This window comes from Limnospira sp. PMC 1279.21 (assembly GCF_032349615.1).
Taxonomy (GTDB): Bacteria; Cyanobacteriota; Cyanobacteriia; order Cyanobacteriales; family Microcoleaceae; genus Limnospira; species Limnospira fusiformis.
The window spans coordinates 13,272-27,890 of the sequence record NZ_JARPLU010000056.1; the positions used below are offsets into that span (position 1 = coordinate 13,272).

Below are 14,619 nucleotides of genomic sequence, written 5' to 3' on the forward strand. Positions count from 1 at the left end.
TCTTCCTGTGGGGAGGTGAGCAAATACCCGGTTTGGAGAGGGCGGGTTGATCAGTCTTCCTGTGGGGAGGTGAGGAACTCGGAGAACCCGCCCCTACAGGATCTAACTTACCCAGTAGGGGCGAAAAATTGGTCGCCCCTATCATATCGATTTAATCGACAACTCTCATGCGCTGGGTAATGGAAGTAATACCATCACGACGCATAAGAATAGTAGAAACCCAGCTATCCTCAGGTGATGTGGGCGCTTGACCAATTTTGAAAATACCACCAGAAGTTAAAAACTGAATAGATACAGGCGTAGGCTCAAAGTAAGCATTAGTATTAACAGGTTGGACGATCGCCCCTCCAATCAACAATTCCGAACCTAGGGGTTCTTCGACTATAGCATCAAGGCTGAATTCTCGACCAGTGGTCACCTGTTGAGGAATATTCAATGTAACAGTTGGGGGAGCCTCACCAGAAGTTAACTGATTGCGTTCGGCTAAAATTTCTTGAGCCACAATCATATCATTCTCAATGCGCTGTTGGGAAGTAATCGTCGATCGCAAAATTACATCGCGATCGGGAAAGCGTTTCACCCCTTCAATTTCCGTAACCGTTGTCGCAATAATCGCATTTCCATCTCGTTCCCAATCCTGCAAAGTCGTGCGATAATTAAGAGAGTAGTATTGTTCCCAAAAATGCCTTAACCCCCGTTTTAAAGTATCATGATTTAAACCATCAGTATTTTGAAAATCGGGAGCATAAAACCTCATCAACGCTTCCAGATTTTGGCGATTAGCTTCAGTCTCAATATTTTCTAACAGCATTTTCAGTTCCGGTGGGGCGGTGGCTGGTTCCTCAGCCCAAGCGCGATCGCTCCCCCAGCCTAAACCGCACCAGAGAGCAATTGTCAGAATGGCTGATAAAACTGGGGAAAAAGCCGGGTAGCGCAGCGGAAAAATCACAAAGCGGGTCATAAGTATAGTTGTCAGGTGTGCGTCTTGGTTGTAAAGTGATCAGGAGTTAGGGATTTCCGTTAGGAATGCCCCCTCATGATGGCTCGATGTGTTTTGATTGTAGCGAAATTATTGAATATCGAAAGGAAAAGCAGCCTTGACCGAGACACCCACGCGATTATTAGTTGCAGCCAGTGGTACTGGAGGGCATCTATTTCCGGCGATCGCCACTGCCGACAGTCTAAGTGATTATCACATCGAATGGCTAGGCGTTCCAGACCGCCTGGAAACCCAGTTAGTTCCCCAAAAGTATCCGATCCATACTATCGCCGTGGGTGGGTTTCAGGGAAAACCCGGCTTAGGAACTCTCATGACCGGGACTCGTCTAGCTACCGCCATCCTCAAAGCCCGCCACCTCCTCAAACAGGGTAATTTTCAAGGCGTATTCACTACAGGCGGTTATATTGCCGCCCCCGCCATTTTAGCAGCTCGTTCCCTCCGTTTACCCATAATTCTCCATGAGTCTAACGCCCTTCCCGGTAAAGTCACCCGCTGGTTAGCCCCTCGCTGTACCCAGGTGGCGATCGGCTTCGCCGTGGCTGCTAGATATCTTCCCAAGGCACAAACTACCGTCGTGGGTACTCCTGTACGCGCCGACTTTACCAACGAGTCAGAACCCTTGGAATTCCCTATTCCTGACCATGCGCCACTGGTCGTAGTTTTAGGAGGTTCTCAGGGCGCTGTCGCTGTCAATCGCTTAGTCAGGGCTGCTGCACCAGCTTGGTTAGAAGCAGGTATTTGGATAGTTCACCTCACCGGAAATCTCGACCCCGATGCACACAGCCTCCAGCATCCCCACTATATTGCTATGCCTTTTTATGATCATATAGCTCCTCTGCTGAAACGCGCTAATTTCGCAGTTAGTCGCGCCGGGGCGGGGACTTTAACCGAATTGGCGATTACCAAAACCCCCGCTATTCTGATTCCCTATCCCTACGCCGCCGAAGACCACCAAACTTTTAACGCCAAGGTTTTTGCCCAACAAGGGGCGGCGGTATTAATTCAACAGCAGGACTTGACACCAGAACAACTTCAAGGTAAAGTTTTGTATCTATTGGGTGACTCTACAGGACTAAATCGGATGGCTGAGGCGGCTGGGTCCTTGGCAGTAGTTGATAGCGCTAACCGCCTAGCTGAGGTGGTTAGGGCTGTTGTCGTGTAGATATAAAATGCGATCGCAGCATCTATTTTAGCTCCTGACTGTGATCTCGATCAGCTTACGGTGAGATTTTACTCATTTCTTTTTGGCTCAAAATGAGTCATAGTATATAGTATCGAGAGTCGAGGAGGGTGTGGGATGAAATTATTAACTTACGCGGCCGCAACATTAATTATTACCATTGGTATCACTACTGCAGTTCGTGCAGAAAACCCCGCCCACCTGAAGCAGTTGCTGGAGACTAAAAGCTGTGAGGGATGTGACCTGACCGGGGCACAGTTACAAGGATTAGACCTTAATGGTGCTAACCTAAGAAGGGCTGATCTAACTGGCGCTAACCTCGCGGGTGCTAATTTGAACGAGGCTAACTTCAACCGGGCTATCCTGGTTGATGCCAACCTAGCAGATACTACCCTGATTGCAGCTAAACTCCACGGCGCTGACTTAACCCGTACTAACTTGAGGAATGCTAATCTAACCCTAGCGGGGATGGTGATTGCTGACCTGACTGAGGCGAACCTGAGAGGCGCAAATCTAGTTGGTGCGAATTTGGAAAGTGCTGATTTAACTGGGGCGAATCTTCAAAATGTTCGTCAGTCTGTAGTTAGTTTGGGTTTGGTGCGTCTTCAAGAAGGCAGCCTATATGGCTTTGATATCATTGGTGTTAATTTGCGGGATACTGATTTAACAGGAACTAATCTAAGTGGGGCTGATTTGACTGCATCAGACTTAGCAGGCGCTAATTTGGATGATGCCAATTTATTCAATACTAATTTAATGAATGCCAGACGTTAGGAACCTGCTGAATTATCTGAACGTCAAAAGGAGGGGTGTAGCCTGGCTAGATCCCTCCTTCGTTGATTTTGAGATAGCTTTAAGATTCTTTGAGAGGATCAATATTGACGTGCATTTTCGATTTGCTTTCCTCATATTTCTCGGAATTGCCATCTCGATTTAATCGGGCTAATCCCCATACTAGGCTGACTAATGCTGCTTGACAAACGGCATTATTGCCTTCAGCGTTGGCTTTATCTATTAATGATTCATTGTTAGATTCATTGTTAACTGTTGGCTTATCCGTAATAACACCTCCTTCGTATTTCAGACTGGCTGAGTCGATCGCAGTTAAAGGTTCATATAATACTATTGTAGTCTCAATTTGCTCTTTTTGTGTATACAAGAGTCGATAGCCTCTATCGGGATCAAGGATAAATATGAGTCACTGATCAAGATCCTCTCTGTACAGTTGTCGGTCATAACAGGTTATGATAGAAAAATTAGGGTATCTCAGAATTGACTGAACCCATTTTGACGCAATTTTAACCATCCAACGAGATCCTACAAATGTCTTCCCAGTTACCTCCTGTTTCTAACTCCCCATCTAACCAGAGTCCTGAAGTATTATTACACCAGGCTGAGACTTCTTATCTTCAGGGAGAGTATGATCAGGCGATCGCCGCCTGTCAAAGGGCGTTAGAATTGAAACCTAACTGGCCTCCGGTTTATGTGACTATGGGTAATGTGTCTCAGGGTCGGGGTCAAATTGAAGAGGCGATCCGATGCTATGCCAAGGCTTTAGAATTTGACCCGAATTTACCCCAAGCCCATGCTAACTTGGGTAGTATGTTCTATAAACAAGGAAAATTGGAATCGGCGATCGACAGTTATCAAAAAGCGATCGCCCTCAAGCCAGATTTAACCGCAGTTTATGTTAACCTCGCCCGTGCTTTGCGACAAATGGGGCGAGAGTCGGAAGCCTTAATTGTTGAACAAAAAGCTAATCAAATTCATTCCTTAACTGGGGGTTCAGTTCATCTTTATAATCAGGGAAATCAACTTTTCAATCAGGGGAAACTAGAAGAGGCGATCGCCCTGTGGAAACAGGCTATTGTTGCTGACCCGAATTTGGCAGAAGCCTACTGTCAACTCGGTATAGTTCATAGACATCAGGGCCAGCATAAAGAGGCGATTCCCTTCTTACAAAAGGCGATCGAATTAAAACCCAATTTCATCGCCGCCCACCAAAATATCTGTGGCATATATCGGGACTCCTCCGACCTCGCCGCCGCCCGAAATGCCGTAGATAGCTACCTGAAAAATTGTAGCAGTATCGACCCGATTATGACCGCCATTTATGCCGTTAGTATCTATCAGGTTTCCGGTTTAAATGCCGTGGCTTTACCAAGATTTTTGCAGCTAGAATCACAACTGCCGGGTTTACTGGCTAACACCAAACCAGTAGAGATTAAATCCCTTTATGCTAACCTATTATTCGCCCTGCCCTATCTGCGGGATGATTTGGAAAAGAATTATAAACTACAACGATTAATTAGCGATCGCTATGTTAGCCTGATATCTCCTACTTCCACCCCCCCCCGTATTCAAACTACTAAAGGATTTGGCAATATCCCCAGCCCCAAAACCGTTAAAATTGGGATTCTTTCTAAAAACTTTTGTCGTCATTCCGTCGGCTGGTGTAGTGCCGATGTCATTAAAGAATTAGCAGCCCTCAATACAGAAATTTATCTATATTGGAGCGATCGACCTATCCGAGATAAGCAAACTCCAGTATTTGAACAAGTTGCCCACAAAGTTTTTGCCCCCCAAAACTTCCCCCAGGGACTCCCCAACCCCCAAGAAATTGTTAACGCTATTCGCCAAGACCAAATCGATATTCTCCTAGACTTAGACTCTCTCAGTGTGCAAATTAATACCGAAGTTTTAGCCCAAAAACCTGCCCGCTTTTGTATATCTTGGCTAGGTTTTGATAGCCCTCAAATTGCCTCCGATAACTATTTTATTGGCGACCATTATACCCATCCCCCCGGACGAGAATCTTATTATACCGAAAAGTTAATTAGGATGCCTCAGACATTTATGGCAGTCTCTGGCTTTCAGAGAGTATCAGCAGATCCAAATACCCTCAGACAAGCCTACCGTATTAGTCGCGACCAGGTGGTTTATTTGTGTGTAGCACCAGGACGTAAATTTAACCCTGATTTGGTGAAAGCCCAGGTCAATATCCTTAAACAAGTTCCCGACAGTATTTTAGTTCACAAAGCATTAGGAGATACCCAGATAATTCGTGAGACCTATGCGGCGGCTTGTAAGGCGATCGGTGTCGGTCAACATCGCATTAAGCAAATAAGTCGATTTGCTACCGAAGAAGAACACCGCAAAATCTATATGTTGGCAGATGTGCTATTAGATTCCTACCCCTACAATGGTGGTACTCATAGCTTGGAAGCCCTCTGGTTTAATACTCCCCTAGTCACTCGCCGTGGCTCACAATTTTTATCCCGCATGGGTTATTCTTTCTTAAAGGGTGTGGGTGTGGAAATGGGAATAGCCGACTCCTGGGAAGAGTATCAAAATTGCGGTATCCGTTTGGGTATTGAACCTGAACTTAGACAATCAATTCGCCAACAGTTAATGGCATCGAAAAAATCTGAGAATTTAGCCCCTTTATGGAATCCTAAAGCCTTGGCGAAAAATTTATATTCCCAGTTTCAGCAATTACTCAATCAATAAACCTAAAAATTACAATATATTTGACATTCTGGTAAATTTCCGGTATAATCGGGATAGTCGGTGATATAATGGGGTGTATTGTACCCATTCATACCCATGAGCAACCTTCCAGACTTCCAAAATCAAGGTTATCACACCATTAGGCAATTGGGATGTAACCCAGAAGGGGGGCGGATAACCTACCTGGCAACCCATGCCAGAACTAATCAACAGGTGACAATCAAAGAATTTCGCTTTGCGTTTACAGGGGCGAGTTGGGCGGGGCTAAAAGCCCATGAACGGGAAATTGAGATGTTACAACAGATTAGACATCCCCGAATACCACGCTATCTGACATCTTTTGAGACTCCGGCTGGCTTCTGTTTGGTGCAGGAGTACAAAAAGGCACCATCCCTAGAGTCTGGTCAACGCTTCACGCCAGAACAGATTAGGCAAATTGCCATTTCTATATTAGGAATTCTGGTATATTTACAACAGCATAATCCCCCGATTATTCACCGTGATATTAAGCCGGCTAATATTTTAGTAGACGATCGCCTGAATGCTTATCTAGTCGATTTTGGCTTTGCTAAAGTAGGTGGAAAAGATACCGCCACCAGTAGTATCGCCGCTGGGACACCGGGGTTTATGCCACCGGAGGAACTATTTAACCGACCGTTAACAGAATCTTCAGACCTCTACAGTTTGGGGGCTACCCTAATTTGTCTGCTAACAGGGACTCATCCCGCCCATATTGGTCAGCTTATTGATGATAACTATTGTTTCCAATTTAGACAACTGGTAAAAGGTGGCGATCGCCGTTTTTTGGCATGGTTAGAAAGGCTGGTAGAACCTAGCACAAAAAGACGGTTTAAGAATGCCTCCCAAGCCTTATCCGCTTTGACTAGGACGACCACTTCCCGGGACGTAGTTATCTCTCAACTCAAACCCATTGGGGCGCTATTTTTTATGGTGCTAGTGGGCAATATGGCTATGCAAGAGGCGCGAGATTTTAGCAATTCTCAAGAAGCAAAATTTAGCCGACCATCAGATGGTTTAAGAGTTAGTGCGCCCTGGTCAGAGGCGGTAAAATTACGCCGTCAAGGTCAGAATTTTTTGGATTTACAACAATATGATCAAGCCTTAGCCGCCTATAATCTGGCTTTGGATATTAACCCCAATTATCTGCAAGCCCTAGAGGGTCGCTGTTCAGCATTATATCATTTAGAACAGTATGATCAAGCCCTAAAAAGTTGCGAGGCGGCGATCGCTATTAACTCTCAGTCATATCAGAGTTGGCATCAACGAGGCAACATCTTAAATAAATTAGGGCGATATCGGGAAGCCTTAGAATCTTATAATAAGTCTATTGCGATTCATCCTAATTATGTCCATAGTTGGAATGGTCGCTGCTGGTCTTTGAATAACTTACAGGAGTTTCAGGATGCTTTAAACGCCTGCGATCGCGCTATGGAAATTGATGATAATTCCGAGTGGGTATGGAATAATCGAGGTTATGCTTTAGAGAGATTATCACGCCACCAGGAAGCGCTACAATCCTACAGTCGCGCCCTCAGTATCAACCCTCAGAATACCATGATCGCCCGCAATTATCAACGGGCTACGGAGAGATGGCAGAAAGCAGCTATATCTAACTACACACCTACTGAATTGTTTAATCAGGGAGAAATATCGCGCCATAAAGGTGATTATGAACAGGCTCTAAGTGCCTATAATCAAGCCCTTGCCAAAAATCCTCACTATTTTGATGCCCACCTTTATCGTTGTCGGGTGTTGCGTATTTTAGACAGAATGCCGGAAGCCCTGGGGAGTTGCGATCGCGCCTTAGTAATCAATTCTAACTCCCATTTAGCCTGGGAAAGTCGCGCTTGGGTGTTGCGAGGTTTGGGTCGTTATCGGGATGCTATACAAGCAAGCGATCGCGCTTTAGCAATTAATCCCCACGCCTATTGGTCTTGGATAGAAAAAAGTGTAGCCTTGCGGAATTTAGGGGAATATCAACAAGCATTAGAGGCGGCGCAAAAGGCGATCGCCATTGACCCCAATCAACTAAATGGCTGGTTAGACACGGGGATAGCCTTAAATCATTTGGGCCTTTATGAACAGGCATTAATAGCCCTAAATAAAGCCCTAAATGCCGACCCCAAAGACCGAGAAGTGTGGCATCAAAGGGGATTAGCTTTAGAGGGTTTAAACCGCGATGCAGAAGCCACCGATGCCTATCATCAAGCCTTAATCTTGGATTTGAAAAGTCAACAGCCAACCGCCAACTGAGCCATCAATTACAACCTGTTCAGAAATCATCTGATCACATCTCAAAGTCCCTCTCCCTCTTTGGGATCCAGATTTAGGGTGAGGGCAATATATTAAGCGACTGGTGAACAAGCTGTAATGATTGAAATCATCATCAACTCTAAAATGTTCCCAAACTGTCCGTAAATATGAGATAATATCAAATGGTGGCTTGAGGGATAGAGATGGCGAGAATCGCAGTAATTGACTATGATATGGGTAATCTGCACTCCGTCTGTAAAGGCTTGGAAAATGCAGGAGGAACCCCAGAAATTACCGATGATCCAAAGGTGATCAGTGCGGCTGATGGTGTGCTTTTACCAGGAGTAGGGGCTTTTGACCCGGCGGTACAACATCTGCGATCGCGTAATCTCATTGAACCCATTAAACAGGTAATTGCGGACGGTGTGCCATTTTTGGGGATTTGTTTAGGGTTGCAAATTTTGTTCGAGTCCGGGGAAGAAGGGGACGAACCCGGGTTAGGAATTTTTCCAGGTAAAGTGCGACGGTTTAAATCCGAACCCGGACTGACTATTCCTCACATGGGTTGGAATCAACTAACATTTACTCAACCATCAGTCAGTCTTTGGGAAAATTTAGGAGATAATCCCTGGGTGTATTTTGTGCATTCCTATTATGTCGATCCGGCTGATGCGACAATTACCGCCGCCACTATCACCCACGGAAGCCAAACCGTCACTGCTGCGATCGCTTACCAAAATGTGATGGCCGTACAATTCCACCCCGAAAAATCCTCAGTCGCCGGACTGCAATTATTATCTAATTTTGTGCAGTTGGTGAACTCTTCTCAGAAGGTAATTACTTCGATGGGATAGTGTTCACAGATGGCCTTGAGAATTTATGGTAATCGCCAACTAAAAACCCTCCCCGGACAAAATACCCGACCTACTCCCTCACGGGTCAGGGAAGCCGTGTTTAATATTTGGCAGGACATTACTGGATGTCGTTGGCTGGATCTTTGTGCTGGTAGTGGGTCAATGGGGGCAGAGGCCCTATGTCGTGGGGCGGCGATGGCAGTGGCGATCGAACAGTCGGGGTCAGCTTGTCAAATTATTAAGCAAAATTGGCAGCAAGTGGCTACACCAGAACAACAGTTTCGCGTCCTACGGGGAGATGTAGTTAAACGGCTAAAATCCTTAGCCGCCGAGGAGTTCGATCGCATTTATTTTGACCCACCATATACAGCCAATTTATATGAACCTGTCCTAGAAGCGATCGCCAAATATTCCCTACTCGCCGCCGGAGGAGAGTTAATTGCTGAACATGACCCAAAACGAGAAATGGTAGAGGTTTCCGGTTTAGCGATCGTCCGCCAAAAAGTCTACGGAGGATGTGCGATCGCCTTTTATGAACCGATTAATTCCCCTGTTCCTTAATGATAGCTTTAGCCCTATCCCATAAGACATCTAATTCCGCTAGGGTGTAGTCTGCTAAAGGGCGATCGCAGGCTGCCTCTACCATAGAAAATCGGCGAATAAACTTATGATTAGTCTCCCGTAGTGCTTCATGAGGGTCGATATCATACCAACGAGCTAAATTGACTAACACGAATAAAATATCTCCCAATTCCGCTTGTTGTTCTGCCTTATCTTGGTGGTGTAAGGCTTCTTCAAATTCCGCCAATTCCTCATGAAACTTATCCCAAACCCCCTCAATATTATCCCACTCAAAGCCAACAGCAGCCGTTTTTTTAGATAATTTCATAGCTGCTATGAGAGGCGGAAGTTGTCGGGAATAACGGTTTAATTTAGCACTCAAAGACTGGGAATCTTGATGATTTCCCGCTTCTTTATCCTTAATAGCTTCCCAGTTTTCGTGTACTTCTTCGACGCTATCAACCTTCACATCTGCGAAAACGTGGGGATGTCTGCGGATGAGTTTTTCCGTAATACCAGCCGCCACATCAGCCAGGGAAAATTGCTGAGATTCGCTGGCAATTTGAGCCTGGAGAACTACTTGCAATAATAAATCTCCTAATTCATCAGCGATCGCTTTTGGGTCTCCCGTAGCGATCGCATCAACTACCTCATAGGCTTCTTCCAGAATATAAGGGGTTAAACTTTGGGGAGTTTGAGCCAAATCCCAAGGACACCCACCATCAGGCGATCGTAATTTAGCCACCACATCAATTAGTTCTTGCAAGGCATTTAGGGTGTCGTTTTCCCGTTGATTATGACTAGATTCAGACATATTGATTAATAGGGTCGGATTATACAAATTTGACTCACTGATAAAAGGCTACAGTATATATGCCCATTATTGCTCCCAACAGTTAGGATATATGCTATTGTTTGCGGGAGTTTCCCACAGTCGAGGAATTGCTAGAACGACGACTGCTTTTTTTTTAGGGGAAGTTGACGACGAATTGGAACGAGACCGCCGCGAGGTGCTATTTTTCGGTTTTTTGACTAGAGCCGATGGTGGTATCAGTCCATATACCCCTTGGCTTTGAAGACGTTTATAAATAGATGACCCCCAATCAGATAGATAGTGGCTCATAGCACCGACTTCTAAACCGCAGAAGATAGCGATCCATTCCATAGAGTGGTTTAACAGAAATTGCCATAGTTCCCCTGCTAAACTCGATAGCGTCCACTCTACCGGAAACAGAAACTCGATCGCCATAGTCATAATCAGACCAAAACCGCCTAGCCAGGTGAACAAGTACAGAACCCGTAAAGCCGTCCCAATAAAAGGCCCGTGGGACAGAAACGAGCGATGATGTAAACTGTTTTGATAGGGAACCCATAGCCAACGGAACCACCCCCAACGTTGAAACTGTCGTGAGTTTAGATCTAAATCTGGCCCAAACATCAGGCCACTAAATAGAAAACTGCCAGATACTAGGAGAGTTAGATGGCTGCTGCGAGTTTGTCCAAACGTCAAAGCCGCCACCAGTGGCAAGCTCCAGAGTGTTATGCGATCGTGGGTTTTGCCAGAAGGCATAGCGCAAAAATTTTTTTCAAAAATAGCTTCCCTATTTTAGCGATTGCTGCTACAATAGAAAACATCGAATGCAAAAGGGCGATTAGCTCAGTGGTAGAGCGCCTGCCTTACAAGCAGGATGTCACTGGTTCAAGTCCAGTATCGCCCATTTTCGGGAAATCCTTATCCTAGCAGCGATAACCGGGATTCACTTAACCCGATAGTCGCACCTAATTACTCAGATATTACTCACAATCTAGTCCTAGCACAGGAAAATAATTCTGTCAATAGGATGATTACTCAGTCAACAAGCACAACTTAATCAATCTGTCAAATACCCATATCACTCCCTAAACCCGACGCTGATAGGGTAGTTCCCTTGTGATACCTGTCAATGGCAAGCCTATCGGTTCGTTCGTCACCATTGACTGCTATCACGTCGGTCACTTCCCCAAGAGTGCTTTTCCCGGTTATGGGGGGAGGGTATGTTTCAAAGCCAACACGATAGCCGTAGGTGGGGGGGAACCCGCTAGGGAATCAACGTACAAAGATATCAGACCGCCTTTCAGTATCAGATTATGAAAGTATGGTGGCGATCGCCTATCCGGTTATCTATGGGTCTGATTCATAATCTCCGGTGAGGGGAAACTATGGGCTATCATCTACCGACTCCAACCCGATACCCCTAAACAACTTTTCAACTGGTGACAATTACCGAGATGGGAATCGATACCCACATATAGCACAAGACAGAACACTTAGGACGTATAATGGAGAGGACGAGATGACTAAGAAGACCAAAAATGCCAGCCCCCTATAGTTACGACCTCAGACAAAAAGTTATTGATGCCATTGAACTAGACGGTATGCCCAAAACAGAAGCCAGTCAAGTTTTCCATGTCAGCCGGAACACCATTAATCTCTGGCTGCAAAGAAAAGCACAGACCGGAGACTTCCTCCCTAAACCTCATCACCGACCTGGCAATAACCACAAAATTACCGACTGGCAAAAATTCAAGGCTTTTGCCCAAGAGCATGGCCACAAAACCTCCGCTCAGATGGCTGAACTTTGGGATGACGACATCTCTCCTCGCACCATATCCAGAGCCTTGAAGAAAATTGGCTTCACCAGAAAAAAAACTTACGGCTACCAAGAAGGTGATCAGCAACAGCGAGAGGAGTTTATTGCTCAGATTGAACAGATGGAGCGACAAGAAGTGGTCTACCTCGATGAAGCTGGCATGAATAGTCAAGACTCGGATTATCCTTATGGTTACTGCGAGGAAGGACAACGCTTCGGTGCCCTCAAATCCGGGAAGAGGCAGGGCAGGGTGAGCTATATAGCCGCATGGTGTGATCAACAACTCTTAGCTCCCTTTAGCTTTGAGGGTTGTTGTAATCGGACAGTGTTTGAGTTGTGGTTGGAGTTCATCTTAATTCCAACATTGAAGCCAGGTCAAACTCTAGTACTGGACAATGCAACGTTTCATAAAGGGGGGCGGATTGCTGAACTGGTGGAGGCGGCTCAATGCCGTTTACTCTATCTTCCGCCTTATTCGCCAGACCTCAACAAGATAGAGAAATGTTGTTCGTGGTTGAAAGCCCGCATTCGCCATTGTATTGAGCAGTTTGATTCTCTCCATGATGCCATGGATTCTGTTCTCAAGGCTGCGTCCTAACCGTATTGACTAGTGCTATAGAAGATAAAAAGCAATCACCCCATCTCCCAATCAACAGAGATGATATTGATGATGATGGTTGGCGTAAGCCCTAACGCCTAACAGCTACCCCAATAACTTAATGACCCCCTATGGTTTCTGACTGTAGGGGGTGTCTATGTATTTTTCCTTTACACGCCTGTAACTACAGGCCTGAGAACGGTTTATATGAATGCTCACCCTATCATGTCCAGATAATACCCAGAACTAAGTTACCCCTAACAGATAGCTTTACCTACAACCTACGACTAAGATTTTGGGGGTGAACTGATTATGTTGGTATCGGTTTCCGCACGGGATGATTACCATCAAAGATTGGAGACTTGCTGAGGATTATGTGGGTATCGATTCCCATCTCGGTAATTGTCACCAGTTGAAAAGTTGTTTAGGGGTATCGGGTTGGAGTCGGTAGATGATAGCCCATAGTTTCCCCTCACCGAGGATTATGAATCAGACCCATAGATAACCGGATAGGCGATCGCTCATAGGTTTACCTATAGGTCTAGTCCACGGAAAGGCGGTCTGATATCTTTGTACATTGATTACTTAGCGGGTTCCCCCCTACGGCTACCTACGGCTATCGTGTTGGCTTTGAAACATACCCTCCCCCCATAACCGGAATAAGCACTATTGGGGAAGTGACCGATGTGATAGCGGTCAAGGGTGAGGTACGAACCGATAGGCTTGCCATTGACGGGTATCACAAGGGAACTACCCTATCAGCGTCCGGTTATGGGGGTGATATGGATATTTGACAGATTGATTAAGTTGTGCTTATTGATTAACCCGTCAATAATTAAGATTTGTTGCTAAGGGATATGCACTAATTGTCCCGTGTGCTAAGACTGAATGGAGTGCATTTTGAGTGTAACGGTACGACTATCGGGTTGAGTGTTTCCCGGTTATCGTAGCCAGAATAGGCTTTTAAGCGATATGGAGAATAGGGGGGTCGAACCCCTGACCTCTGCGGTGCGATCGCAGCACTCTACCAACTGAGCTAATTCCCCAAGTATAGAGAGAGATAGGACACAACCGCCCATTATAACATCAATCGGGTTCCGATAGTGCAACTTCTCCAGAGATTCCCAAAATCCTCTCTAACTCCAAGTCCTGGAGATAGTCCACACACCAATCAGCGCGACGCTGTAGCATATGGAAAGGATAAGTATGGGCTACCCCCACGACAGGAATACCCGCGCGTTTCGCCGCCTCAATACCAGCAAAAGTATCCTCAATAGCTAAACACTCTTCCGGCTGCAAATTCAAGGTCTCATCAGCAGAATTTAGCCTTTGTAGCGCCAATAAATAGCCATCAGGTTCCGGCTTGCTGGTGGTAATATCATCCCCAGCGACAATGATGGAAAAATAATCAATCAACCCCGCGCGAGTCAAAACTAACTCAACTTCCTCTCTAATAGCGCCGGTAACTAGGGCGATTTTCAAATTCGCCGTCTGAATGCGTGTAATTAGTTCCCGCAACCCATCATATAGAGGTAGGTCTGACATAGCATTTAACCGCTGTTGATAGGCTTGTGCTTTCCGCGCGATCAGGTTTTCTAGCTCCTCAGAAGTTACGACTCTGCCGTATAATGAGAGTAAATCCTGTAAACAGGCGCGATCGCTTCTTCCTAAGCAAACTTCACGAATTTTATCTGGTTTCACCCGCAGATTTTCAGCGACCAATAATTCCTCGATTAACTGTTCATGAATCGATTCATCATTGATAATTACACCATTAAAATCAAAAATAACAGCCTTTAAACTCATACCCAGTTAATGGATAATGGACAAATGTTATCTATGGAAATTATTAATTAATAATTATTAATTAATAATTATCTGTGGGAATTGAGATTGACAGCAGAACCCGCCCCTACATGATAACCAATTATTGATGGATATGGGGTGGGTTGGGGCGGATTTACCAGTGTTATCTGTGGGAATTGAGATTGACAGCAGAACCCGCCCCTACA

The 14,619-nt window shown here is 45.5% G+C and carries 12 protein-coding genes and 2 tRNA genes; 8 read left to right on the forward strand and 6 right to left on the reverse strand.

Annotated features, from left to right (window positions below):
• Nucleotides 1-151: 151 nt before the first annotated feature.
• Entirely contained in the window at nucleotides 152-961 is an 810-nt protein-coding gene (locus P5683_RS10805; protein ID WP_006669986.1) for a nuclear transport factor 2 family protein, read from the reverse strand.
• A 136-nt stretch (nucleotides 962-1,097) separates the two neighbouring features.
• Between P5683_RS10805 and murG the strand changes: the two genes are divergently transcribed.
• Both murG and P5683_RS10815 read left to right on the forward strand, forming a co-directional pair.
• The gene (gene murG, locus P5683_RS10810) at nucleotides 1,098-2,162 is read left to right on the forward strand and encodes an undecaprenyldiphospho-muramoylpentapeptide beta-N-acetylglucosaminyltransferase (protein ID WP_006624765.1); all 1,065 of its coding nucleotides are present in this window, start codon (nucleotides 1,098-1,100) and stop codon (nucleotides 2,160-2,162) included.
• A gap of 135 nt (nucleotides 2,163-2,297) precedes the next feature.
• Nucleotides 2,298-2,954 (forward strand): pentapeptide repeat-containing protein, encoded by a 657-nt coding sequence (locus tag P5683_RS10815; RefSeq protein WP_006624766.1) that lies wholly within the window; start codon nucleotides 2,298-2,300, stop codon nucleotides 2,952-2,954.
• 79 nt (nucleotides 2,955-3,033) lie between these two features.
• On the opposite strand, the gene P5683_RS10820 is transcribed toward P5683_RS10815, so the two are convergent.
• Complete coding sequence (locus P5683_RS10820) at nucleotides 3,034-3,339, reverse strand: hypothetical protein (RefSeq protein WP_006624767.1); 306 nt, start codon at nucleotides 3,337-3,339, stop codon at nucleotides 3,034-3,036.
• Between the two features lie 164 nt (nucleotides 3,340-3,503).
• Between P5683_RS10820 and P5683_RS10825 the strand changes: the two genes are divergently transcribed.
• The 4 genes from P5683_RS10825 (at nucleotide 3,504) to rsmD (ending at nucleotide 9,379) form a co-directional block, all read left to right on the forward strand.
• The gene (locus P5683_RS10825) at nucleotides 3,504-5,690 is read left to right on the forward strand and encodes a tetratricopeptide repeat protein (RefSeq protein ID WP_315669440.1); all 2,187 of its coding nucleotides are present in this window, start codon (nucleotides 3,504-3,506) and stop codon (nucleotides 5,688-5,690) included.
• A gap of 96 nt (nucleotides 5,691-5,786) precedes the next feature.
• Nucleotides 5,787-7,964: a tetratricopeptide repeat protein gene (locus P5683_RS10830; RefSeq protein WP_315639843.1), complete on the forward strand. Its 2,178-nt coding sequence runs from the start codon at nucleotides 5,787-5,789 to the stop codon at nucleotides 7,962-7,964.
• A 203-nt stretch (nucleotides 7,965-8,167) separates the two neighbouring features.
• A complete protein-coding gene (hisH, locus tag P5683_RS10835; protein ID WP_006624770.1) occupies nucleotides 8,168-8,818 on the forward strand; it encodes an imidazole glycerol phosphate synthase subunit HisH in 651 nt (216 codons plus the stop codon).
• A gap of 9 nt (nucleotides 8,819-8,827) precedes the next feature.
• A complete protein-coding gene (rsmD, locus tag P5683_RS10840) occupies nucleotides 8,828-9,379 on the forward strand; it encodes a 16S rRNA (guanine(966)-N(2))-methyltransferase RsmD (RefSeq protein ID WP_187758093.1) in 552 nt (183 codons plus the stop codon).
• Here rsmD and mazG read toward each other — a convergent pair.
• Both mazG and P5683_RS10850 read right to left on the reverse strand, forming a co-directional pair.
• Nucleotides 9,360-10,193, reverse strand: a complete 834-nt coding sequence (gene mazG, locus P5683_RS10845; protein ID WP_006669989.1) for a nucleoside triphosphate pyrophosphohydrolase — start codon at nucleotides 10,191-10,193, stop codon at nucleotides 9,360-9,362. The two genes, rsmD and mazG, sit on opposite strands and share 20 nt — an antisense overlap.
• Before the next feature lie 66 nt (nucleotides 10,194-10,259).
• Nucleotides 10,260-10,949 carry a metal-binding protein gene (locus P5683_RS10850; RefSeq protein WP_035759390.1) on the reverse strand — a complete coding sequence of 230 codons (690 nt, stop codon included), beginning with the start codon at nucleotides 10,947-10,949 and terminating at the stop codon, nucleotides 10,260-10,262.
• 76 nt (nucleotides 10,950-11,025) lie between these two features.
• On the opposite strand from P5683_RS10850, the gene P5683_RS10855 reads away from it, so the two are divergent.
• Nucleotides 11,026-11,097: transfer RNA gene (locus P5683_RS10855), tRNA-Val, on the forward strand.
• A gap of 634 nt (nucleotides 11,098-11,731) precedes the next feature.
• Nucleotides 11,732-12,607 carry an IS630 family transposase gene (locus P5683_RS10860; protein ID WP_315669441.1) on the forward strand — a complete coding sequence of 292 codons (876 nt, stop codon included), beginning with the start codon at nucleotides 11,732-11,734 and terminating at the stop codon, nucleotides 12,605-12,607.
• 973 nt (nucleotides 12,608-13,580) lie between these two features.
• Here the strand turns inward: P5683_RS10860 and P5683_RS10865 are convergent.
• Nucleotides 13,581-13,653 (reverse strand) — tRNA-Ala (locus P5683_RS10865).
• 40 nt (nucleotides 13,654-13,693) lie between these two features.
• Nucleotides 13,694-14,413 (reverse strand): HAD family phosphatase, encoded by a 720-nt coding sequence (locus P5683_RS10870; RefSeq protein WP_006624778.1) that lies wholly within the window; start codon nucleotides 14,411-14,413, stop codon nucleotides 13,694-13,696.
• Nucleotides 14,414-14,619: the final 206 nt, after the last annotated feature.

What these genes read in the sequence shown, in the direction of transcription:
- P5683_RS10805 (WP_006669986.1), bottom strand. Translation starts at nt 961, where the DNA reads ATGACCCGCTTTGTGATTTTTCCGCTGCGCTACCCGGCTTTTTCCCCA.
- P5683_RS10815 (WP_006624766.1), top strand. Translation starts at nt 2,298, where the DNA reads ATGAAATTATTAACTTACGCGGCCGCAACATTAATTATTACCATTGGT.
- P5683_RS10825 (WP_315669440.1), top strand. Translation starts at nt 3,504, where the DNA reads ATGTCTTCCCAGTTACCTCCTGTTTCTAACTCCCCATCTAACCAGAGT.
- P5683_RS10830 (WP_315639843.1), top strand. Translation starts at nt 5,787, where the DNA reads ATGAGCAACCTTCCAGACTTCCAAAATCAAGGTTATCACACCATTAGG.
- hisH (WP_006624770.1), top strand. Translation starts at nt 8,168, where the DNA reads ATGGCGAGAATCGCAGTAATTGACTATGATATGGGTAATCTGCACTCC.
- rsmD (WP_187758093.1), top strand. Translation starts at nt 8,828, where the DNA reads ATGGCCTTGAGAATTTATGGTAATCGCCAACTAAAAACCCTCCCCGGA.
- mazG (WP_006669989.1), bottom strand. Translation starts at nt 10,193, where the DNA reads ATGTCTGAATCTAGTCATAATCAACGGGAAAACGACACCCTAAATGCC.
- P5683_RS10850 (WP_035759390.1), bottom strand. Translation starts at nt 10,949, where the DNA reads ATGCCTTCTGGCAAAACCCACGATCGCATAACACTCTGGAGCTTGCCA.
- P5683_RS10860 (WP_315669441.1), top strand. Translation starts at nt 11,732, where the DNA reads ATGCCAGCCCCCTATAGTTACGACCTCAGACAAAAAGTTATTGATGCC.
- P5683_RS10870 (WP_006624778.1), bottom strand. Translation starts at nt 14,413, where the DNA reads ATGAGTTTAAAGGCTGTTATTTTTGATTTTAATGGTGTAATTATCAAT.